At 56.1% G+C, this 22662-nt stretch carries 14 protein-coding genes; 10 read left to right on the top strand and 4 right to left on the bottom strand.

Features of this window, described 5'->3' with window-relative positions; translation table 11 throughout:
• Nucleotides 1-208 precede the first annotated feature (208 nt).
• The 7 genes from EDM57_RS15590 (at nt 209) to EDM57_RS15560 (ending at nt 15503) form a co-directional block, all read left to right on the top strand.
• Complete coding sequence (locus EDM57_RS15590) at nt 209-1450, top strand: exonuclease SbcCD subunit D (protein ID WP_122905619.1); 1242 nt, start codon at nt 209-211, stop codon at nt 1448-1450.
• On the top strand, nt 1447-5097 hold the full coding sequence (locus tag EDM57_RS15585) for an AAA family ATPase (protein ID WP_122905618.1): 3651 nt from the start codon (nt 1447-1449) through the stop codon (nt 5095-5097). Before EDM57_RS15590 ends, EDM57_RS15585 begins: the two co-directional genes overlap by 4 nt.
• A gap of 15 nt (nt 5098-5112) precedes the next feature.
• Nucleotides 5113-8610 carry a helicase-exonuclease AddAB subunit AddB gene (addB, locus tag EDM57_RS15580; RefSeq protein WP_122905617.1) on the top strand — a complete coding sequence of 1166 codons (3498 nt, stop codon included), beginning with the start codon at nt 5113-5115 and terminating at the stop codon, nt 8608-8610.
• Nucleotides 8579-12409, top strand: coding sequence for a helicase-exonuclease AddAB subunit AddA (gene addA / locus EDM57_RS15575; RefSeq protein ID WP_122905616.1), 3831 nt, complete (start codon nt 8579-8581; stop codon nt 12407-12409). The genes addB and addA overlap by 32 nt, the downstream gene beginning before the upstream one ends.
• Nucleotides 12410-12672: 263 nt before the next feature.
• On the top strand, nt 12673-13134 hold the full coding sequence (locus tag EDM57_RS15570; protein ID WP_122905615.1) for a DinB family protein: 462 nt from the start codon (nt 12673-12675) through the stop codon (nt 13132-13134).
• Nucleotides 13135-13466: 332 nt separating this feature from the next.
• Nucleotides 13467-14876 carry a branched-chain amino acid transporter BcaP gene (bcaP, locus tag EDM57_RS15565; protein WP_122905614.1) on the top strand — a complete coding sequence of 470 codons (1410 nt, stop codon included), beginning with the start codon at nt 13467-13469 and terminating at the stop codon, nt 14874-14876.
• A gap of 108 nt (nt 14877-14984) precedes the next feature.
• Nucleotides 14985-15503, top strand: coding sequence for a ribonuclease FAU-1 family protein (locus EDM57_RS15560; RefSeq protein WP_122905613.1), 519 nt, complete (start codon nt 14985-14987; stop codon nt 15501-15503).
• Between the two features lie 258 nt (nt 15504-15761).
• On the opposite strand, the gene EDM57_RS15555 is transcribed toward EDM57_RS15560, so the two are convergent.
• The 3 genes from EDM57_RS15555 to EDM57_RS15545 form a co-directional block, all read right to left on the bottom strand.
• Nucleotides 15762-16172, bottom strand: coding sequence for a hypothetical protein (locus tag EDM57_RS15555; protein ID WP_122905612.1), 411 nt, complete (start codon nt 16170-16172; stop codon nt 15762-15764).
• A gap of 21 nt (nt 16173-16193) precedes the next feature.
• The gene (locus EDM57_RS15550) at nt 16194-16601 is read right to left on the bottom strand and encodes a hypothetical protein (protein WP_122905611.1); all 408 of its coding nucleotides are present in this window, start codon (nt 16599-16601) and stop codon (nt 16194-16196) included.
• A 69-nt stretch (nt 16602-16670) separates the two neighbouring features.
• Nucleotides 16671-17411, bottom strand: coding sequence for a hypothetical protein (locus tag EDM57_RS15545; protein ID WP_122905610.1), 741 nt, complete (start codon nt 17409-17411; stop codon nt 16671-16673).
• Between the two features lie 360 nt (nt 17412-17771).
• On the opposite strand from EDM57_RS15545, the gene EDM57_RS15540 reads away from it, so the two are divergent.
• The 3 genes from EDM57_RS15540 (at nt 17772) to yyaC (ending at nt 21082) form a co-directional block, all read left to right on the top strand.
• On the top strand, nt 17772-19970 hold the full coding sequence (locus EDM57_RS15540; RefSeq protein ID WP_122905609.1) for a DNA topoisomerase III: 2199 nt from the start codon (nt 17772-17774) through the stop codon (nt 19968-19970).
• A 151-nt stretch (nt 19971-20121) separates the two neighbouring features.
• A complete protein-coding gene (locus EDM57_RS15535; RefSeq protein WP_122905608.1) occupies nt 20122-20433 on the top strand; it encodes a DUF3986 family protein in 312 nt (103 codons plus the stop codon).
• 58 nt (nt 20434-20491) lie between these two features.
• A complete protein-coding gene (gene yyaC, locus EDM57_RS15530) occupies nt 20492-21082 on the top strand; it encodes a spore protease YyaC (RefSeq protein ID WP_246005824.1) in 591 nt (196 codons plus the stop codon).
• Nucleotides 21083-21183: 101 nt separating this feature from the next.
• Here yyaC and EDM57_RS15525 read toward each other — a convergent pair whose 3' ends face one another.
• The gene (locus EDM57_RS15525) at nt 21184-22494 is read right to left on the bottom strand and encodes a CitMHS family transporter (RefSeq protein WP_122905607.1); all 1311 of its coding nucleotides are present in this window, start codon (nt 22492-22494) and stop codon (nt 21184-21186) included.
• Nucleotides 22495-22662: the final 168 nt, after the last annotated feature.

Genomic DNA, 22662 nt, shown 5'->3' with positions numbered 1-22662 from the left:
ACCTCTCCTAAAATTGTCCCATCCGTATACAGTACCTCTTGTTTTAGCAGATTCTTTATTTTCTCCGCAATCAGCGTAAGCCACTTTAATTGTTGGGGTCAACCAGAGCGCAAAAGTTACCGACAAGTACCGTAAATTTCAACCACGCACCGCTCTGTCTTTTGTTACAATAAAAAGCAAACACATGATCGTGGAGAGGATGGGAGTCATGCGCATTTTACATACGGCCGACTGGCATTTCGGGCGGCAGCTCGAAGGCCGCGACCGCCGGGCGGAGCAGACGGCATTTGTGGACGAGCTCTGCCGGATCGCGGAGGAGCGGGAAGTGGATTTGGTGCTGGTGGCAGGAGATGTGTACGATTCTGTAAACCCGCCGGCGTGGGCGGAGGAACTTTTTTACGAGGCGCTGGAACGCTTGTCTGCGGAAGGGCGGCGGGGGGTTATCGTGATTGCGGGCAACCACGACCAGCCGGAGCGGGTCAGGGCAGCATCGCCGCTTGCGGCCAAGCACGGAATTGTGTTGCTCGGCTTGCCGAAGGAAGCGCCGTTGATCGCACAGACGCCGTCCCCGGACAGGGTACAGGTCGTCCAGGGAGGGCCCTCCTGGCTGGAAATGAAAGTGCCGGGCTGCGAGCACCATGCGGTGGTGCTGGCCTTGCCGTACCCTTCCGAATCGCGGCTGAAGGAGCTGCTCAGCGAGAGTTTTACGCAGGAGGAAATGCAGCTCGCCTTTTCGGAACGGATCGCGCGGCTGTTGGCAGATTTGTCCGTTCATTTTCGCGAGGATACCGTGAACCTGATTACGAGCCATCTGTTTGTGATGGGGGGCATGGAGACGGATTCGGAACGGCCGATTCAGATTGGCGGCGCTTTGACGGTGTCTCCGCAGGCTTTTCCGAAAAACGCCGACTACGTGGCGCTCGGCCACCTGCATCGCCTGCAAAAGCTCAGCGACAAGCCGCTCGTGCGCTACAGCGGCTCGCCGCTCTCGTACAGCTTTTCCGAAGCGGGACAGAGCAAGGCGGTCGTGCTGGTCGAAGTGGAGCCGGGGCATGACGTGCGGGAGGAGATTATTTATTTGACGAGCGGCCGTCCGTTGGCGCGCTGGAAGGCGACAGAAGGAATCGCCCAGGTTGAGCGCTGGCTTGCGGAAGGGCGGGACGCAGGCTCCTGGATCGATCTGGAGCTGCATGTGACGGATGTGATCGACCCGGCAGAGTTTCAGCGTGTGCGCAAGCTGTCGGACGACTTTGTGAAAATCCAGCGCGTCGTCATTCGCGAAGAGCGCGACGAGGAAGAAGCGCAGCGGGTGGAATTGACCGAGTTGACATCGGATCAGTTGTTTCGCAGATTTTATGAGCGCAAAAAGGGAGCGGCGCCGGATGAGCGGCTCGTTGCCCTGTTTCAGCGGCTGCTGGCGGAAACCGGGGGAGAGGGGGAGGAAGCGTGAGACCGATTCGCTTGAAGCTGGCAGGGATGCACAGCTATCGGGAAATGCAAGAGGTTGACTTTGAAATGTTGTGCCAGGCAGGACTGTTTGGCATTTTCGGACCGACAGGCAGCGGGAAATCGACCATACTGGATGCGATCACACTGGCGCTGTACGGACAGGTCGTCCGGCTCGGCGGCGGGAACCATCCCAAGGAAGTGCTGAATCAGCTGGAGCAGCGCGTCTTCGTCTCCTTTACGTTCGAGCTGGGCACAGGCGATGAGCGCAAGCGGTATACGATTGAGCGGGAATTCGGTCTGGATAAAAAAGGAAACAAACGCCAGCCGGAGGTGCGACTGATCCAGTCCGGCGCGTTGACCGGAGAGCCGGATGTCGTGCTGGAATCGAAGGCGACGGCTGCTACTGCGGCGATTGAGAAACTGATTGGCCTGACCTTGCAGGATTTTACCCGCGCAGTTGTTTTGCCGCAGGGGCAGTTTTCCCGCTTTTTGACACTTCGCGGCAGTGAGCGCAACGAGATGCTGCAGCGGATGTTCCGGCTACATATTTATGGGGAAAAGCTGAGCGAACGGGTGCGGCATGCTCTCGACCAGACAAAGGAGCAGATGCACCGCCTGCAATTGGAGACGGCGGCACTGGGAGAGGCGGGACCGGAAGCGCTGGAGCTGGCGCGCCAGACTTTTCAGGAAGCGGCGCAAATGGAGCAGGCACTCACCCGGCAAAAGCAGGAGTTGGCTGAAAAGCTCAAGGAGCTGGAGCAGCTTGCCCAGTGGCAGCAGGAGCTGGCGCAAGTTCAGCAGCAGTTGCAAGAGCAGACAGCGAAGGAGGAAGAAATCGCCCGGCTCACCAGCAGCATCCGCGAGTGGGAAGCGAGCATTCGCCTGTGGCCGCTGGTGCAGCAATACGAGCGGCTCGATCAGGAATGGACAGTGACCGGACAGGCACTGGAGCAAAGCAGGAGTCAGCAGGAGGCAGCACGGCTTGCCCTGGAAGCAGCAGAAGCGGAGTACGCGCGGGCACAGGCAGAGCTGACGGCGCAGGAGCCGCAGTTGATCCAGCAAAAAGGACGACTCGTCCAGGCGGAGGAATGGGAAGCGGAGCTGAAAGCGATTCGCGAAGAGCAGTCTGTGCTTGCGCGCGAATGGCAGGAAGTATCGCTTGGGCTGGTGCAGACAGAGGCGCAGCTTGAGCGGGACGAAAGAGCCTTGCAAACGTGGGAGCAGGAGTGGAACAGGCTTGCGGAAGAGAGCAGGCAGGCGATGGTGACTCCGGAGTGGCGAGATCGCGTCGCGCGGGCGCGGGAAGCGAAGCAGCAGTGGGAGCGGGAAAAAAAGAAGCTGCACGAGCTGGAAGCGGAGCAGGCAGAGGCTGTAACTCGTCTGCAAGCGGCGACGGAGAGAGCCAGTGTGGACAAGCGCGAGTGGGAACAGTCCGCAAATCGGTTGGCCGAGCAGAAAGAACGGCTGGCAAAAGCGTTGGAGAAACCACTCATGAGCGACGAGGAATGGGAGCGGTCGCGCCATGTGCTGGCGGAAATGAAACAGGTGGGCCGCAAGTGGCGCGAAGGCTTGACGGCGATTGCTAGCTGGCAGGAAAAGCGGCAGCAGATCGAACAGGAGCAAAAGCAAGCGGCGAAGCGTTACCAGGAGCTAACCGAGGCGGTTCAGGCGTGCGAAGCCGAGGCTCTTGCACAGCTGGCCGACCGCGAAGGGCTGCGTCAGGAGTGGGAGCGCTGGCAGCAGGAAAACATGGCTCGCTACTTGCGCGAGCGGCTGGAAGAAGGCAAGGAATGCCCGGTGTGCGGCTCGCTGCATCATCCGCTGGACGGTCAAGCTCATCCGGCAGACGGAGAAGCAAAAGCGGCGGGCGACGACCTGCGCGCCCGGATCAAAGCGTGCGAAGAAGCCGTGAAGGCAGCCGAACAAAAGACAGCGCAGGCGAAAGAAGCGTGGGTGACGGCCAAAGGGACGCTGGCTGCTGCCGAAGAGAGAGCAGCCGCAGCGAAGGCCGAGTACAGAGAGCTGGAAGCGCGGCTCGCCGCCGTCAAGGCAGAGTGTCACGGATATGGACAGCCTTGGACGGTAGAGACGTTTGAAGAGCTGATCGCTGTCTACCAGCGCGAGGAAAAGGAGCTGGCGGAAAGGCACGCCGAGCGCGAGCAGGCCAGGGAAGAACGGGAGCTTTTGCAAAAACAGTTGGAAGTGCTGCGCGAGGAAGAAGTCGAGAAGAAGCGGATGATGGAAAAAAGCGCCCTGCTGCTCGAACATGCGCAGAAGGTGTTGGATGAGAGCATCGCCCGCGTTGCTGTTGCTGTAGCAGCGGCGAAGCAGGCAGGCGAAGAGCTGGATGCGGTACGCCAGGAGATGGCGATCGAGGAAATCGAACAGCGCTACGAGGAAATCGGTCGTCTGGACAGAAAGCTGGCAGAGCTGGAGCACGTGCGCGCCGAGCAGGAAGCTTTGCGCAGCCAGCTAGTGATCCAAGTAGAAGCTGCCAAATCCAGAAAAGCCGATTGGAAATCGCGAGAATCCGCGCTCGGTGAAAAGATGGCCGACCGAAAACGGATGTGGGAGCAAAAGCATGCCCAGTGGCTGGAGCGGACTGGCGGCATTCCTGCACAGGAAGGGCTGGCTAAGATCGAGCAGACGCTAAACTCACTGCGCCAGTCGCTGACAGAGGCAGAGGCGAAGCGCAAGGCAGCCGCAGAGGCAAGGCAGGCCCTCCAAAACGATTTGGTCAAGCATTCGGAGACGCTGGCCGTTTTGACCAGACAGCGCACAGAGGCGCATGAGGCTTTGTATCAGGGGCTGCAGGAGACGGGCTTTGCCACATTGGAGCAAGTGCGTGAAACGTACGCGGAGCGCGACCGATTGCCCCAGGCGAAGGAACAGGTCGAGGCTTACACACGCGCCTTGGGGCAGCTTCGCTACGAGGAAGACAGGCTGCTGCAAGCCATCGCGGGCCGTACGATCTCGCACGAGGAACTTTTGAGCGCCAAAGATGCGTGGGAGACGTGGGAGCAGTCTTTTGCAGAGGCGCAGAAGCAAGTCGCTGTCGCCAAAGAGCACGTCGAGCGCATGGAGAAAAACCATTGCAGGTGGCAAGAGCTGCACCAGCAAATCGTCGAGCTGCAGGATGAGCAAAGCCGTCTGGAAGAGCTGAAAAAGCTGTTTGAAGCAAAGGCGTTCGTCCAGTTCATCGCCGAGGAAAAACTGGTTTCCATCGCTCGGGATGCTTCCTATCACTTGAAGCGGATGACCGCGAACCGCTACGGACTGGAAATCGGCGACGAAGGCGAATTTGTCCTGCGCGATGAAGGTGCGGGTGGGATGCGCCGTCCGGTCAGCACCTTGTCCGGCGGCGAAACGTTTTTGACCTCGCTTGCGCTTGCGCTCGCCCTGTCGATGGAGATACAGATGCGCGGCGGCCGACTGGAATTTTTCTTTTTGGACGAAGGCTTTGGAACGCTCGATCCGGAGCTTTTGGAGGTCGTCATGGACGCGCTGGAGCGGCTGCGAATGGACGATTTTACGATTGGCGTCATCAGTCACGTCCCGGAAATACGCGTGCGCATGCCGCGCCGTCTCGTCGTGACCCCGGCAGAGCCGATGGGCAAAGGCAGCACGCTGCAACTGGAGATGGAGTAGGGAAGGGGAAAAAACATGGCAGTCCAATTCATACTGGGACGGGCAGGCACGGGAAAAACAGAGGCGATTCATCAGCAGATTCAACAGCGGCTGCGCGATACACCGCTCGGCTCCCCGATGATTTTGCTCGTACCCGAGCAGGCCAGCTTTCAGGAGGAATACGCCCTCGCCAACCTGCCCGGGCTGGGCGGCGTAATCGGAACCCAGGTGCTCAGCTTCGGCCGCCTGGCTCATCGGCTGCTGCAGGAACTGGGCGATCTGACCACAATAGCTGTCGACGATCTCGGGAAGCACATGGTACTGCGCATGCTTCTGGAGCGGCACAAGGAGGAACTGCAAGTATTTGGCCGTTCCGCGACACAGCCGGGATTTGCCTCTCAGCTTGGACGTCTGATTAGCGAGTGCAAGTCGTACGGCGTCTCTTTTGCCGATTCGGAAAACGTGGACTGGGGCGGAGCCAACCTCAATCAAAAGATCAGCGACTTGCGTCTGATTATGAATGCCTATGAGGGGTACATGGCAGAAGGCTACTGCGATGCCGACGATATTCTCAACCGGGTCGCTGTCATGGTGAAGGACTCTTTTTACATCCGGCAGGCGGAAATTTTTATCGACGGCTTTACGGGCTTTACGAATCAGGAACTGCGGCTGATCGAGCAGTTGATGATGCACGCCAAACAGGTGACGATTGCGCTCACCCTGGACCCGGACGAGCGCGACGCGTCTGTCGACGAGCTTGGGTTGTTCCATCCGACTTTGCGCACGTACCAGACCTTGTTGCAGATCGCGCGGGAATCGGGCGTATCCGTTGCCAAGCCGATGCTGTTGACCGAGACGCGCCGTTTTGCCGACAGCCCGTGGCTGCGTCAACTCGAACAGGTTTATTTTCAATGGGGGACACCGCCCGCAGTCGGAGAGCCTGGGCGCCGCGATGAGATTGCCTTGCTCTCTGCGGTAAACAGGCGGGCTGAGGTAGAGGCCGTCGCGCTGAAAATTCTCGCCCTGGCCCGCGAGGAAGGCTACCGCTGGCGGGACATGGCGATCTTGCTGCGGGAAATTGGCACCTATGCCGATGAGATTTCCGCTGTTTTTACCGATTACGGTATTCCGCACTTCCTGGACCAGAAGCGTACCGTGATGAACCATCCGTTGGTGGAGCTGGTTCGCTCGGCGCTGGAGGTCATCGTCACCAGATGGCGGTATGACGCTGTATTTCGCTGTTTGAAGACAGACCTGCTCACGCCAGACCTCGCCCAGGAGCGCACGTCCCGCCAGGAGATCGACCGCCTGGAAAACTACGTGCTGGCTCACGGCGTTTTCGGCTACCAGTGGGCGGAGGAAGCGGCCTGGCGTTTTCGCGGGCCGTCCGGGGCCGCCGAGGATGCGGAAGCAGACGAGCTGAGACGCAAATACGCGGCTCCCTTGCTCGCTTTTGAAAAAGAGATGAAGCAGGCGGCAGGCAAAAATGTACGGGAAATGACGGTCGCGCTGTACAATCTGCTGATCGCGCTGGACGTGCCGGGCAAGCTGGAACATTGGCAGCGCAAGGCAGAGCAGGAGGGCGACCTCGATGCAGCGCAGGTGCACGGCCAGGTGTGGACGGGGCTGGTCGAGCTGATGGACCAGGTCGTGGAGGTCATGGGCGACGAGAGCATGGAGCTCGCTACGTTTGCCCGCGTGCTCGACAGCGGTCTGGAAACGATTGAGCTTGGGCTTGTCCCTCCGGCGCTCGATCAGGTGCTGGTCGGGGCGATGGAGCGCTCGCGCCAGCCTGATGTCAAGGCATTGTTTATTCTCGGAGTGAACGAAGGCATCATCCCTCTGCGTCCGAAAGAAGAAGGCATTTTGGACGAGGCGGAGCGCGAGCGGCTGGCGGAGATGGGGCAGGTGCTCGCGCCAAGCGCCAAGCAGAAGCTGATGGCCGAGCCGTACCTGTTGTACCAGGCGATGACGCGGCCGTCCGAGCGGCTATTCTTGAGCTGTGCCCTGGCCGATGAGGAAGGCAAGGCACTGCTTCCTTCCCCGGTGTTTTCGCGCATCAGGGAGGTGCTGCCGGACATATCTCACCAGATGTTTTACAACGAGCCGACGGGCGAGGCGGACACAGATGCCTTTTTGCTCGGACAGCCGAGAAGGGTGTTTCGCCACTTGCTGACCTTGTTGCGCGCGATGAAAAAGACAGGCGAGCTGCCGGTGTTCTGGTGGGAGGTCTACGACTGGTACGTCCGTTCCTCCCCGGAAGCATTGCGGGAAAAATGGCTGCTGTCCGGCTTGCGCTACCGGAATCTCCCGGACGGGCTGGACAGGCAGACAAGCGCGACCTTGTACGGCAAGCAGTTGAAAATGAGCGTGTCGCGTCTGGAGCGTTTCCAGTCGTGCCCGTTCTCGCATTTTTCCTCGCATGGATTGAGGCTGTCCGAAAGAGCAATGTACAAGCTGGAACGATTCGATGTGGGTGAACTGTTCCACGCCTCGCTCAAACGCGCAGTCGAAAAAATGAACGAGGCGCATCTGGAGTGGAGCAAGCTGACGGAAGACCACAGTATGCAGCTGGCGAGCGAGGTAGTGTCCGAGCTGGTGCCGCAGACGAGAAGCAGTATCCTCACGCGGACAGCGCGCTATCGCTATTTGGCGGGCAAGCTGATGCGGGCGGTTGGCCGTGCGATCTACGTGCTGGGCGAGCATGCCAAGCGCAGCCGCTTCGCCCCGGTTGGGCTGGAGGTTTCCTTTGGCCCGAACGCCGACTTGCCGGGCCTCGTGCTCACGCTCGACAACGGCGTGGAGCTGCAATTGATCGGACGCATCGACCGGGTCGACCAGTCGCTGGACAGCGAGGTGCCGTATTTGCGCGTGATCGACTACAAATCAAGTCCGAAGCAATTGTCGCTGTCAGACGTGTGGAACGGCCTGAATTTGCAGTTGCTCGTCTATCTGGACGTCGTCGTGGCAAACGCGGAGGAATGGCTGGGCAAAAAAGCCGAGATGGGCGGCGTCTTTTACTACCAGGTGGCCGACCCGTTTGTGACGGCGAAGCGGCTGCTTACGTCCGAAGAAGTGGCCAAGGAGCGGGCCAAGCGATTGCGGATGAAAGGCTTGATGCTCGCCGATCCCGAACTGGCGAAAATGATGGACGCGTACGTGGAGCAGGGGCCGTCCGAATTGGTTCCGTTTGAGCTGAAAAGGGACGGGACGCTCTCTTCGCGCTCTTCTGTCGCTACGGCCGAGCAGTTCCAGGCGCTGACCGCGTATGTGCGCGACACGGTGAAGCAAATCAGCACGCGCATGACCAATGGAGAAATCGGAATCAAGCCGTATTCCAACGGGACGATGACGGCTTGCGATTATTGCTCGTACAAGCCTGTGTGCCAGTTTGACGGGGAGACAGGCGGCAACGAGCACAGACAGCTTTCCAGATGGAACAACAAACAAATCTGGAGCATGCTGGCCGAGCAGCAACTGGCAAGAGAGGGAGGTGCTACCGATGGCGGAGCAACAAGTGCAGGCCAAGCCTGAGCAATGGACGGACGAACAATGGCAAGCGATTATTCAGCGCGGGAGCAACTTGCTGGTAGCGGCTGCGGCAGGCTCGGGGAAAACGTCGGTGCTCGTCGAGCGGATCATCCGGCGCATTATGGATGAGAGCGAGCCTGTCGGCGTCGATCAGCTTCTGGTCGTAACCTTTACGAATGCAGCGGCAGCAGAGATGCGGCACAGAATTGGCGATGCGCTGAGCAAAGCGCTGAAAGAAAATCCGTATTCTGCCCATTTGCGGCGGCAACTCGCCCTGCTCCAGCGAGCGACCATTACGACGCTGCACTCGTTTTGTCTTGGCCTTTTGCGCCAGTATTACTACCTGATCGACCTCGACCCGGAGTTTCGCATTGCCGACCAGATGGAGGGCGAACTGCTGCGGCAGGACGTGCTGGAGGAGCAGTTGGAGGGCTGGTACGAAAGCGACCCGGACTTCCAGGCGTTGGCAGACATCATGCTGGACGGACAGGACGATCAGGCGCTGGCGACTTTGCTGTTGCGGCTGTACGAGTTTTCCCGCAGCCATCCGTCGCCTGAGCGCTGGCTGGCGGAAGCAGCCGAGATGTTTGACATTCGCGCAGGAGCCGGATTGGACGGACTCGTCTGGGCCAAAAGTGTGCTGCGGTCTGTGGAGCTGTCGCTTGTCGGCATGGCTGGCAAGCTGCAGAGGGCGGCCGAGCTGGCCGCTTCCCCGGAAGGCCCGGCGGCTTATTTGCCGCTGTTGGAAGCGGAAGCCGCGGCTCTTCGGCAGGCGGCTCTCGCCTGCAAGGAAGGCTGGGAGGCAGCGAGCCAGGCTATTCGCAGCGTTGCTTTTGCCAAGCTGCCGCCAGTCAAAGGAACCGATCCCGAGATCAAAGAGCAGGTTCAGGCGCTCAGAAACGGCGTGAAAAAAGAGCTGGCGGAGCAGATCGAGCAGTATTTTTCCATGACGCCCGAGCAATATGCCGCTGATTTGCAGCGACTGGCCCCGCATATGAAGACGCTGGCCCGACTCGTTACCGAGTTTTCCGAGGCGTTCCAGTTGGAAAAGCGGGCGCGCGGAATCGTCGACTTTGGCGACCTGGAGCATCTGGCCTTGCGCATTTTGACGGCAACGGACGAGGCGGGCGAGGCGATTCCTTCGCCTATATCGGAGCAGTTGCGCGAACAGTTCGCGGAGGTGCTGGTCGACGAGTACCAGGATATTAACCTGGTGCAGGAGACGATTTTGCGCATGGTTTCCCGCGACGGGACGAACGGAGTCTCCCCCAACCGTTTTATGGTGGGCGACGTGAAGCAGAGTATTTACCGTTTCCGTCTGGCGGAGCCGAAGCTGTTTCTGGAAAAATATTTGACCTATCAAAAAAGTTCGGTAGGCGGGCAGGATGCGGACACTGACGCTCCGGGGCGGCGGATCGACCTTGCCGCCAACTTCCGCAGCAGACGCGAGGTCGTGGATGCGGTCAACTTTTTGTTTCGGCAAATCATGTCGCCGGGCGTGGGCGAGATCGACTACGATCCGTCGGCCGAGCTGATTAACCGCGCCTCTTATCCCGCGGCAGAGCCGGGGAGGCTGCAGGCAGAGGTGCACCTGATTAACCGCAACGTGGAGCAAGAAGCGGGGCAGGCAGTGTCTGCAGAGGCAACGGAAGAGGCCGAGCTGGCAGGAATCCCCGAGGCGACAGGCGACTCGAGCGAGGAAGCGAGCGTCGCGCAACTGGAAGCGCGCCTGATTGCCAGCCGGATTCGCCGCTGGATGGAGCCGGGCGAAGGCGAGTCGTCGCTGCTCGTGTTCGATAAAAAGGCAGGGGGAATGCGCCCGCTCGCTTACCGGGATATCGTCATTTTGCTGCGGGCCACGTCCGGCTGGGGGCAGACGATGCAGGAAGAGCTGCATGCGGCGGGAATCCCCGTGTACGCCGAGCAGACGGCAGGCTATTTTGCGGCGACAGAAGTTGAGACGATGCTCTCGCTGTTGCGGGTGATCGACAATCCGTTGCAGGACATTCCGCTCGCTGCGGTGCTGCGCTCGCCTATCGTCGGCTTGCGCGAGGAACAGCTTGCCCAAATTCGCATCCAGTATCCGACGGGCCCTTTTCATCTCGCTGTCATCCAGTACGTGAAGGAGCGCCCGCCGCAGGAGTCGTGGGAAAAACGGCTGCGCCAGTTTTTCGCGAAGCTGGAAGGGTGGCGGACGCATGCGCGCAGGGGAGCGCTGTCTGAGCTGCTTTCCGTGCTGTACCGCGAGACGGGCTATCTCGACTACGTCGCTGCCCTGGAAAACGGACAGCAGCGGCAGGCCAACCTGCGTGCCTTGTACGACCGGGCAAGACAGTATGAGGCAGGCTCTTATCGCGGGCTGTTCCGCTTCCTGCGCTTCGTCGACAGGCTGCAGGAGGCGGGCAATGACATGGGCGAAGCGCGCACGATCGGGGAAAACGAGGATGTCGTGCGGATCATGACGATCCACAAGAGCAAAGGCTTGGAGTTTCCCGTCGTTTTCGTCGCGGGCATGGGCAAGCAGTTCAATACGATGGATTTGAAAAGCCAGTTTTTGCTGCACAAGGACCTGGGCTTCGGGCCGATGGCCGTGGAGCCGTCCATTCAGTTGCGCTACCCGAGCATCGCGGCGCTGGGCATTCGGCAGCAGTTGCGCCGGGATATGCTGGCAGAGGAAATGCGCGTGCTGTACGTCGCCTTGACCCGTGCGCGCGAGAAGCTGATTCTCGTCGGTTCAGCCAAAGACTTGGCGAAAAGCGTCATGGACTGGGGCAGACAAGGTGATGGCGAGCGGCTCAGCGACGAGGATCTGATCCAGGCCAAAGGCTATTTTGACTGGGTAGGCCGCGCCTTGCTGCGACATCCGGCAGCAGGCGAACTGCGCGCGTATCCTGCGAAGCAAGGCGCAGGCGAAGAAGTGCGAGTCAGAACCGTTCCCGATGACTCCGTCTGGTCGTTTCATTTTCATCAGGCGGACGAGCTGAAGGCGCAGCAGGAGGCCATGAGCGATGACATGGCACTGTGGGAGCGCGCGACCAGGCGGGAGGAGATTGCAGAACGGCCAGGCGACGAAGCGCTGCGCAAGCTGGTAGAAGCGAGACTGGGCTGGACCGACCCGCACCCGGTTGCCTCGCGCGTGGCGGCCAAATGGAGCGTCAGCGAGCTGAAGCGGCATGCCAAGGTCAGCAAAAGCGGGCAGGCGCTCACACTGCCTTCGATTACGGAAAAGCCGAAGTTTTTGGCGGAACAAAAATCGCACCGCCTGACAGCAGCCGAGAAAGGCACGATCACGCACCTGGTCTTCCAGCATCTCGATTTGCAGCGTCCGCTGGATGAGGCCGACATACGCGAGCAGGTGGCAGAGCTTGCGGCGCGCCGCTTTTTGACAGAGGAGCAGGTGCAGGCGGTGGATGCCGGACAAATTGCCACGTTTTTTGCCGACCCTCTGGGGCAGCGGATGAAAAGGGCCAAGGCGGTTCACCGCGAGCTGCCGTTTACGCTGGTGCTGCCCGCGCATGAAGTGGAGCCGGAGCTGGGCGAAGCAACTTCGGAGCGGATTATCGTCCAGGGTGTGATTGACTGTTTGCTGGAGGAAGACGACAATCGGCTGGTCTTGATTGATTTCAAGACTGACTGGATGGCCAAGGAAGCCTCAGCCGAAGCAATCGAAGAGATGGAGCGCAGGTACAGCGGCCAGATCAGCTTGTACGTTCGGGCGATCAGGCAGATCATCAAGCCGTCTCAGGAAGTGGAGAGCTATCTGTATTTGCTTTCCGGCGGCTTCTCCATCCGGTTTACGTAAAGGCAGACAAGACTGCCGAGCATAAGAGCGCCGTTTTTGAAGCGAATCGAAAACGGCGCTCTTTGTCATGTGCGAAAACACGCTAACGCTCCCTCTGCAAAGTCGGGGGAACGGATGAAGTTGTGGGAGAGCGGGTGAAGTTCGGGAGAGCGGGGGAAGTTCAGGACAACAGATAACAAAAGCGGCAAGCAGGCTGGATAATGGCGAACGTACGTGTTAATGTATAGAAAATATTTACATTTCAGTCTATGGGAGGATTCAGGGTGAAAAAGCTGTTTGCGTACAACTGGATGGTGCGGGATGAATGGTTTGCTTGGTGTGCAAAGCTGCCGGAAGAAGAACTGCTGAAAACGAGAGTGGGAGGCGCCGGGACGATTTTGTACACGCTGTTTCATATTGCAGATGTGGAGTACAGTTGGCTGCGGGGCGTACAGGGGAAGCCGGATGTGCAAGTGCCTTACGAGGAACACCAGTCGCTTGCGCAAGTAAAGGCGCTGGCGGCTCAATGGCGGGAAGAGCTGCGCGATTTTATCGAGGCTTGGACAGACGACTGGGAGCGGGAGCCTGTGCGCGTGGCATGGAGCGACAAGGAGTACGCCAAAGGGGAGATCATGCGGCATGTGATCGCGCACGAGATTCACCATATGGGGCAACTGTCGATCTGGGCCAGGGAGCTTGGCTATACGCCAGTCTCCGCCAATTTTATTGGCAGGAGCTTGGTGTAAGGCAGCGAGTTTTGCGCGAACAGGGCGCATCACCCAGGGACTGCTTCGTTGTAATTTTGCGCCGGAATGCAGGCACTGCAAAAAGGAACCGCCACGCCAGCGTCAGTTTGTAACAAGGCAACGCGATTCGCGTCTTCGCGGGTGTGCACCAAAGCAACACATGCCCCTGCCAGTGCCAGTCCGCAACAAAGGCCACGCCGTCCACACCTTCGCGCGACTGCAACCATCCAACTTGATCCCCCATGCATAATTGTCCTCTTGCCTGCCCATACTCCAACTGTTTCGATTGAAGCTGCTGGAGTTGGAATGTCCGGGCGGGAGGTACGCACAATATGTCGTTAAAAGAACAGTTGTTGAGAAAAAAATCGGTTGCCAGCTTGATGGCACAGGTTGAGAGCAGGCAGCTCAAAAAAACGTTGGGCGCTTTTGATTTGACCATGCTTGGCATCGGCGCGATTGTCGGGACGGGCATCTTCGTTCTCACTGGAGTCGCTGCGGCCGAGCATGCGGGGCCTGCGCTGGTGCTGTCGTTTGTCCTGTCGGGGCTCGCTTGCGTATTTGCGGCGCTGTGCTATGCAGAGTTTGCTTCCACCGTCCCCGTGTCCGGAAGCGCGTACACATACAGCTACACCGCGTTTGGCGAACTGGTGGCGTGGATGATCGGCTGGGACCTGATCCTGGAGTACGGGGTGGCTTCCGCAGCGGTGGCGAGCGGCTGGTCGGGCTATGCGCAAGGCTTGCTTGCAGGCTTCGGCATTCATCTGCCTGTCGCTTTGACGAATGCGTTCGACGCTTCTAAAGGAACGATCATTGACTTGCCTGCTGTTGTCATCATTTTTGTTATTACGCTTCTGCTCATGAAAGGGACAAGGGAGTCGGCCCGCTTCAACACGCTGATGGTCATTATCAAGGTCGCGGTGATCCTTTTGTTTCTCATCGTCGGGATCGGTTATGTGAAGCCGGAAAACTGGAGTCCCTTCATGCCGTTTGGCTTTGCCGGGGTCGCGACGGGCGCTGCGACAGTCTTTTTTGCTTTTATCGGATTTGACGCGGTTTCCACGGCCGCAGAAGAAGTGCGCAATCCGCAGCGCGACATGCCGATTGGCATCATCACATCGCTGCTGGTGTGCACGCTGCTCTACATCGCCGTCTCCTTGACGCTGACCGGGATCGTTCCGTACGACATGCTCAATGTCAAAAATCCGGTTGCCTTTGCGCTCAACTACGTGAAACAAGATTGGGTAGCGGGATTCATTTCCCTCGGGGCCATCGTGGGCATCACCACTGTATTGCTCGTGATGATGTACGGACAGACGCGGCTGTTTTTCGCGATGAGCCGCGATGGTCTGTTGCCCGCCGTTTTTTCGCAGGTGCATCCGACCACGCAGGTGCCGCGAAAAAGTACGCTCATCGTCGGCATTTTGGTTGCGATCTTCAGCGGATTGCTGCCGTTGAACAAGCTGGCTGAGCTGACGAATATCGGGACGCTGTTTGCGTTTATTCTCGTCTCCATTGGCGTCGTCGTACTGCGCCGGACGAATCCGGAATTGCGCCGTGCGTTTCGCACGCCGTTCGTTCCACTCGTCCCGATTCTCGCCGTGCTTTTCTGCGGATACCTGGTCTACAGCTTGCCTGCTGTCACGAAGATCGGGTTTCTCGGCTGGCTGGCTGCAGGCGCTGTCGTCTACTTCCTGTACGGACGCAGGCACAGCCATTTGCGGGATGGCGAATACGGCAAATAGCAAAAAAATGAGGCATGTTCTCCTGGGGACATGTCTTTGTTTGCATCTGACAAAACCATCCAATTCATGGTAGAGTAAAAGGAACCAAACTGACGAGGAGAACAGGCCATGAAGCGAAAACGAGCAGACCGACCTGGGTGGAGACGCGTCAAGCGCATGGGCTATCAGGAAAAGTGGGTAGAGGCTTTGTCTTTTTCCGGGTACGCTGTCCGTTTGACCCTGGACGAAGTAACCGAGCCCGCCTACATGCCTGTTGGTGAAAAACTGTTGTGCGTAGGCGACAGAGGGTATGTGTACCTGCAATACTTTCCGGATCAGAAGCCTTATGCCGTCACGAAAATGATGGACGAGCTTGGCAACACCGTGCAGTGGTACATTGATATTTGCAAGGCGCATGGCAAAGATGAGAACGGCCATATCTGGTATGACGATCTCTACCTCGACATTGTGGTGCTGCCGCAGGGCGAGGTTTATTTGCTCGACCAGGACGAACTGGACGAAGCGCTGCAAAAAGGAGTCATCGACAGCGACGAGCACAGCTTCGCGACGGAGGTGGCCGATCAGCTCCTGCGGGAAATATTGGCGGGCAAACGGGATGCCTTTGATTTTCCGGATTTTTTTGCATAAACGGATGCTTTGCAGCTATTGAGGAAGAGTTTGGTGTCCATCTATGGACAGAAAGGGAGCGGTTTGCAAAACAAGAGGAAGCCAGCCCGTTTCCCCCTTTTTTTCCAGGAACGAAGGCAATTGCTGCCCTCGTTCTTTTTTTTCGTGCCAAACAAAACAACCCCATTACGCAAAGTTACGTTTGTCGTGACTTCGTGCAATGAGGTTTGTGGAAATTCCAGTTCCTTTATGGGGCGACTGATTTTCGGGTCCTGGATATTACTGGGACTGCGGAAAACCACCATACATATCTACTGTCCAAATATTATGATAATCTGCCCATTGTTTTAGGCTCACCCTAAATAACCACTGATCTTTTGTTGTAACAAGAATGTGACGCTCATGTTCGCTTTTATGAATCGTTTGAAATGACTCCATCTCTTTTTCTAAATGCTGTGTAAAGAAATCGTTGAGCACTTTTTTGTAATCTTGCCGATCTGAATCATTTTGTATTTCCTTTAGTTTGTGTGTGTCGAACTCCTCCCCAGAATTGAAATCGTGAATGAGAAGAAATTGTTCCACAAGTTTATCACGGTCCACGACGGAGGAAGAGGACAAGGAATCAAGGTTATCTTTCGTTTCACAACCCATCAAAAAGAGGAATACGAGACAAAAGACTTGTAATCTCATGGAGATAACCCCCCTTTACATTTATGCAAGACTTTCGTTATTCTTGCTACTTCCTTTCTCATAGAAGTAACCAAACAACAATGTCTCAAGTAGAGGAATCATCGGATAAACAAACACGGAATAGTGATGCATTTTCCAGGTGTAGACAAGAGAAAAAACGACTGCCACTAAAAAATAATAGAGAGGTCTGTTTATTTTTCTGAAAAATTTTTGTTTGAAGTAAACAGCCAGCCCGTTTTTAACCATCAAGACAAGAAAAAAGAACGGTGAAAAGAGAAGGAAATAAAAAAACACTGTATTTGCTGAAGTTGTAATTTTCATAAACTGCTCCGTACCCGGATCGAAGTATTCTACAGTCATTTCTAGCCAATAGATTAAGATGCTTAATACAGCATTTATTATCAGAAAAGGTTTCATTTTAAATTCCATATTCTCCCTCCTTATTAAAAGTATATTACAAGAAAAGGCCGATTCCAAATGGAATCGACCCATCATAAATTAATAGTCTTTGTTTACGCGAATGATGTTGAAGAGATGTCGGTCTTCGCCATAGAAGCTAAAATCTTCATCCAATCCATTATCATCATCATGTACCTGAATGCAACTCGATCCGGAACCATCCAATACGATTGCATTAGTTGGGTCTAGCCCAACATATTCAAGCGATTCTTTTAACCAAGGAACGCTAATCGCATCTGGCACTACGATCAGGTATGCGTAGCTTCCTTTCCACGCAAAAACGGTACGGGGAGCAGGTCCGTAGTAAGCCGTAGTGCTCCAATCAGCTGAATTGAAACTGGTTCCACCAATTACATTGGTTACATTATCGTAACGGTCGAGGACATCATCAAGATTCCTCGCATACATATAAGCTGCTTTGGTATTTCCATTGCTGTCTTCGTAAATAACGGCAGTTTTTCTCGACTTTTGATTGCTTGAAGTGCCGTTATATTCGTAGATCTCAGGCAAGGTTCTACCGCTATAAGTTACTTCGTCTCCGTCATCATATTTATTATAACAAATTGATCTACCTTGCGTTGGAGGCTCATCATAACCATCGTCAGCCGCAAAAAATCCACCATTAATACCTGTTTCTGTTGTGGTTGAAAGTGGCCTTAATATAGTCTCGGTCCTGATATTATCCAATTTTGTTTTAATGGTGAGAAGTCGAGGACCCCATGTTGTACCACCAGCTCCTGGTGCTCCTTCCATAGTAAAGTATTCATAATATCTTGGCATTAGACATTTCTCCTTTTTGTGTGATGAACGACTTTTTGACCGGTCAGTTTGTCGCTCTCACTTATATAGGAAAAAGATCAGGGTGAATAACAACCTCTATAGCCCCAAAATTGGATTTGAGTAGTACCTCCTTATCTTGTTAGGCTGTTATCAGTTGAACAGAGGGGGATTGTTCCTTCAATAAAACGGTTCGTCTGCTCGTCAGTTTCCACATACTTTCCGAACATCCCTACAGAAAAGCCAATCACAGCCACCGCCAATACCAAATGCTGCAAAAAATTTGGCGTAACCCGCATTCTCATCTACAATGGATGAGAACACATAGCAGGAATGTGAAGCAGATGTAAGGTGGTGTCACTTATGAGCAAAACGCTTGTACTGGCGGAAAAGCCGTCTGTCGGGCGCGATATTGCAAAAGTATTGCAGTGTCAGAAAAAAGGGAACGGCTTTTTCGAAGGAGATAAATACATTGTGACGTGGGCCTTGGGGCATCTTGTGACCTTGGCCGATCCCGAGGTGTACGGGCAGCAGTACAGTTCGTGGCGAATCGAGGATTTGCCGATCATGCCGTCTCCGTTGAAGCTCGTCGTCATCCGCGAGAGCAACAAACAGTTTCAGACCGTGAAGCAGCAAATGCGGCGCAGCGACGTCAGCCAGATTGTGATTGCGACAGATGCCGGGCGCGAAGGCGAGCTGGTCGCCCGCTGGATCATCGAAATGGCGCATGTGCAAAAGCCGATCAAGCGGCTGTGGATTTCGTCAGTCACCGACAAGGCGATTCGCGACGGCTTCCGCAACCTGAAGGACGGCAAGCAGTACGAAAACTTGTACGCTTCTGCGGCCGCCCGCGCCGAGGCGGACTGGCTCGTCGGAATCAATGCTACTCGCGCCTTGACGTGCAAGCACAACGCCCAGCTCTCGTGCGGGCGCGTCCAGACGCCGACGCTGGCCATCGTCGCGGCGAGAGAAGAAGAGATTCGCCGCTTTACGCCCAAGCCGTTTTTCGGCCTGCGCGCCGTGGCAGAGCAGTCGGTTTCGCTGCAATGGCAGGACCAGAAGACGAAGGACGTCAAAACGTTTTCCAAAGAGCGGGCGGACCAGCTTCTCGCTGCCTTGAAGCAGGAAAAAAGCGCAGAGGTTGTAGAAGTGACCCGCACACACAAAAAGACGTACGCCCCGCAGCTTTACGATCTCACCGAGCTGCAGCGGGACGCGAACCGGATGTTTGGCTATTCGCCGAAAGAGACGCTGTCGATCATGCAAAGCCTTTACGAGCACCACAAGGCGGTGACGTATCCGCGGACCGATTCCCGCTACCTCTCGTCCGACATCGTCGAGACGCTGCCTGACAGGATCAAGGCTGTGCAGATGAAGCCGTATGCGCCGCTCGCGGCGAGAATTTTGCGTTCGCCGATCAAGGTGGCGAAGTCGTTTGTGGACGACAGCAAGGTTTCCGATCACCACGCGATCATTCCGACTGAGCAAGCGGTGTTTCTCGGCGATTTGAGCGACAAGGAACGCAAAATTTTCGATCTGATCGTGAAACGCTTCCTGGCCGTTCTCTTGCCTCCGTTTGAATACGAGCAGACGACCATCCAGGCGAAAATCGGCGGAGAGCTGTTCCTGGCCAGAGGCAAGACCGTGCTCGCCCAAGGCTGGCGGGAAGCCTACGACCACGATGTCGAAGACGAGGAAGGACAGGACGGACTGACGGAGCAGTGGCTGCCGAAGATCGAAAAAGGCGATCGGCTCACCATCCAGAGCATCACGCAGACAAAGGGAGAGACGAAGCCGCCGGAGCCGTTTACAGAGGCCAGCCTGTTGTCCGCGATGGAAAATCCGGCGAAATACATGGCAAACGAGAGCAAGGAGCTCATCAAAACGATTGGCGAGACAGGCGGACTCGGTACGGTTGCGACGCGTGCCGACATCATCGAAAAGCTGTTTAACAGCTTCCTTTTGGAGAAGCGCGGCAAGCATATTTTCGTCACGGCAAAAGGCAAGCAGCTTCTGGAGCTTGTTCCCGACGAGATGCAATCTCCGACATTGACCGCTCAATGGGAGCAAAAGCTCGCCGCTATCGCCAAAGGAAGCCTGAGCAAGCGCGCCTTCATCGAAGAGATGAGAACGTACGCGCGAGAGGTCGTCCAGGAGATCAAAAACAGCGACAAAACATTCCGCCACGACAACCTGACGAGAAGCAAATGTCCGGAGTGCGGCAAGCTTCTGTTGGAGGTAAACGGAAAACGCGGCAAGATGCTCGTCTGCCAAGACCGGGAGTGCGGTTATCGCAAAAGCATTGCCAAGCAGACGAACGCCCGCTGCCCGAAATGCCACAAGCGGCTGGAATTGCGCGGCGAGGGTGAAGGACAAATGTTCGTCTGCGCTTGCGGGCACAGGGAAAAGCTCTCGACGTTCAAGGAGCGTCGGGAAAAGGAAAAGAACAGCAAGGTGTCCAAGAAGGAAATCGCCAGGTATTTGAAATCCCAGGAGAAGGGAAGCGAGGAAGGCATCAATACCGCGCTGAAGGACGCGCTCTCCAAGCTCAAGTTCGAGTAGGGAGGTTGGCCTGGGCCCGTCTCTTGCGCTTGCGGAAAGCAACAAGACGATTGTTTGTGCAAAAAGCTTCCCTGCCTGGGGAAGCTTTTTGCAACTGAATGACCCTGTCATTTCCTGCGTCGATACCGCTACAACAAGGAGTGCAGGTTGCATGCTGGACTGGTATAAAATGGAAAGAGAATACGAAATGGATCGTCACTTCCATCTTACATACTGTGAGGACGGATACGATATTGAAGCAAGCGCCTGGAAAAAGAAAAACGGTCAGGGTTGGGCAGTATTATTTGCGGATCACTTTCATGATCTGGGGCCATCGGATACAGCCGAAGATATTGTGATCTTTCATTATGAAAAAGAGGAACTGGACGTAGAAGAGATGAACAAGCTGTTTGCCAAATGGGTCAATGAGGTTCTGCTACCTCGTGCCAAGGATAAGTCGCTATATCAATATCAGGAAGTGTAGAATAGAAGGGAGGATGCACGCACACAACCAACAGCTCGCGAAAGAAAAGAGGATTGACATGGGGCTATTTGGCAGTCGCAAAGAAGAAACAGACGCAAAAGCAACAGCAAGCGTCCTGTTGACTATCCATGACAACGAACGAACCATCCGGCAGGAAACCGCCGCGATGGCGGCATTTCTGAACACGCTCATCCAGCAAGCGAGCCGGGAACAAAGAGAGGTCGTCTTTTTGTGCATCGGGTCGGATCGCTCGATTGGCGATGCGCTCGGGCCATTGGTTGGAACGATGCTGCTGGAGGCGGGTGTCACGCACCGCGTTTACGGAACGCTGGAGGAGCCGGTTCACGCCTTCAATCTGGAGCCGACCTTGAAGGCGATCAAGCGGCAGTTTCGACAGCCGCTCATCATTGGCATAGATGCCGGGCTGGGGGAAAAGGAGCAGGTGGGCGCAGTCATTTTGAAGGAAGGTCCGCTGCTTCCGGGACGGGCGCTGCAAAAAATGCTGCCGCCTGTAGGGGACTACCATTTGACGGGGGTAGTCAACTATCTCGACCCATTGCCAGCCACGCAGTTTTTAAATGATACCCGCCTGTATACGGTGAGGAAGCTGGCGAAAACGATAGTCGACGTGATCGCAGGCGCTGGCTGAGCACGGTCATGACACCGCGTCGCAGCCGTTGCGGCACATGCTTGAGCGGGTAAGGCAAACAGCGAAAAGGACGGAAAGCGAAGTTCCGTCCTTTTTGGCTGTTAATAAATGGCGCCTGTCAAAACCCCTACCAAAATGATGAACAAGGAACAGAGAATCGCCCATTTGATCGCGTAGCGCTGAAACTCGCCCAGGTCTGTTTTGACCATCCCGACCAGAAGCAGTGTAGAGGCAACCAGCGGGCTCAAGAAATGGACAGGCTGCCCGAGAACAGAGGCGCGTGCGACCTGGACCGGATCAATGCCGTAAGCGGCAGCGGCTTCGGCCAGGATCGGCAGGACACCGAAGTAATAGGCATCGTTTGACAAGACGAAGGTGAACGGCATGCTCGTGAGCGCAACTACGAGCGGGAAAAAGGAGCCGAGAGATTCGGGGATAATGGCGACGAGCGAGTTGGCAATCGCATTGACCATTTTTGTCCCTTCAAAAATCCCTGTGAAAATTCCGGCAGCAAACACGAGTGTGACGACGGTGAGCGCGTTTCCGGCATGGGCGAGCATCCGCTCCTTTTGCTGCTCCAGATTGGGATAGTTCACCATCGAGGCGAGGACAAACCCGATCAGAAACAGCACCGGAACCGGGAGAGTGCCGAGAACGAGGAGGACCATGACCGTCATGACGAGCAAAAAGTTAAACCAGATCAGGCGCGGACGTTTGATGTCCTCCTGGACAGCGGAGGCCGCAGCAGCTTCGGAGAGCGGGGCATCCTCCTGCCCTGTTTGCAGCGTATCAATTACCCCGATGCGCTCCCGTTCCTTTTTGCCGAGCAAATAGGCAATCACGAGCACACAGACGATACCGCCCAGCATGGTCGGCAACAGCGGGATAAAAAAGTGGCTCGCATCCAGCCGCAACGAAGTAATCGCCCTCGTCGCCGGCCCGCCCCAAGGCGTCATGCCGCTCATGATGCTGAGTGAAAGCAACGAGATCGTCGCCAGCACAAGCGGCTTCATCCCCAGGCGCTTGTAGAGCGGCAGCATGGCTGAAATCGTAATCATATGCGTCGTGGTACCGTCCCCATCGAGTGCGACGGTCAGGGCCAGTATGGCTGTCCCGATGGCGATTTTGACGGGATCACCTTTCACAATATTCAGTATCTTGCGGATGAGCGGATCGAACAGCCCGGCATCGATCAAAACCCCGAAGAACAAAATCGCAAACAGGAGCAGGGCGGCGGATGGTGCAACCGTTTTCAATCCACTGAGCATCATTTCTCCAAGTTCGGAACCAAAGCCACCCAGCAGGGCAAAGACAATCGGTACAACCGTGAGCGCGGCAACCGGGGTTAACCGCTTTGTCATGATAAGGTACGTGAAGATGATGACCATAGCCAATCCGAGAAAAGTTAACACAAGAGTCCCTCCTTCAAAGAAGCAATCGCTTTCATATTGGGGTATGGTGAATGGTTACTCGTAGCTTAGAGCAAATGGCGAGATAAAGGAAATACATATTTTTTTGCTGATTTCGAAAAAAAAACTTATAAACGAACAACGCAAGAGCGAATCTTGCGTTGTATCAAG

It is taken from the genome of Brevibacillus gelatini (assembly GCF_003710935.1).
Lineage (GTDB): Bacteria > Bacillota > Bacilli > Brevibacillales > Brevibacillaceae > Brevibacillus > Brevibacillus gelatini.
Note: the sequence above shows the minus strand (reverse complement) of the source record. Positions and strands in the feature narration are given on the sequence as shown.

What these genes read in the sequence shown, in the direction of transcription:
- EDM57_RS15540 (WP_122905609.1), top strand. Translation starts at nt 17,772, where the DNA reads ATGAGCAAAACGCTTGTACTGGCGGAAAAGCCGTCTGTCGGGCGCGAT.
- EDM57_RS15590 (WP_122905619.1), top strand. Translation starts at nt 209, where the DNA reads ATGCGCATTTTACATACGGCCGACTGGCATTTCGGGCGGCAGCTCGAA.
- addB (WP_122905617.1), top strand. Translation starts at nt 5,113, where the DNA reads ATGGCAGTCCAATTCATACTGGGACGGGCAGGCACGGGAAAAACAGAG.
- EDM57_RS15560 (WP_122905613.1), top strand. Translation starts at nt 14,985, where the DNA reads ATGAAGCGAAAACGAGCAGACCGACCTGGGTGGAGACGCGTCAAGCGC.
- yyaC (WP_246005824.1), top strand. Translation starts at nt 20,492, where the DNA reads ATGGGGCTATTTGGCAGTCGCAAAGAAGAAACAGACGCAAAAGCAACA.
- EDM57_RS15555 (WP_122905612.1), bottom strand. Translation starts at nt 16,172, where the DNA reads ATGAGATTACAAGTCTTTTGTCTCGTATTCCTCTTTTTGATGGGTTGT.
- addA (WP_122905616.1), top strand. Translation starts at nt 8,579, where the DNA reads ATGGCGGAGCAACAAGTGCAGGCCAAGCCTGAGCAATGGACGGACGAA.
- bcaP (WP_122905614.1), top strand. Translation starts at nt 13,467, where the DNA reads ATGTCGTTAAAAGAACAGTTGTTGAGAAAAAAATCGGTTGCCAGCTTG.
- EDM57_RS15535 (WP_122905608.1), top strand. Translation starts at nt 20,122, where the DNA reads ATGCTGGACTGGTATAAAATGGAAAGAGAATACGAAATGGATCGTCAC.
- EDM57_RS15550 (WP_122905611.1), bottom strand. Translation starts at nt 16,601, where the DNA reads ATGGAATTTAAAATGAAACCTTTTCTGATAATAAATGCTGTATTAAGC.
- EDM57_RS15545 (WP_122905610.1), bottom strand. Translation starts at nt 17,411, where the DNA reads ATGCCAAGATATTATGAATACTTTACTATGGAAGGAGCACCAGGAGCT.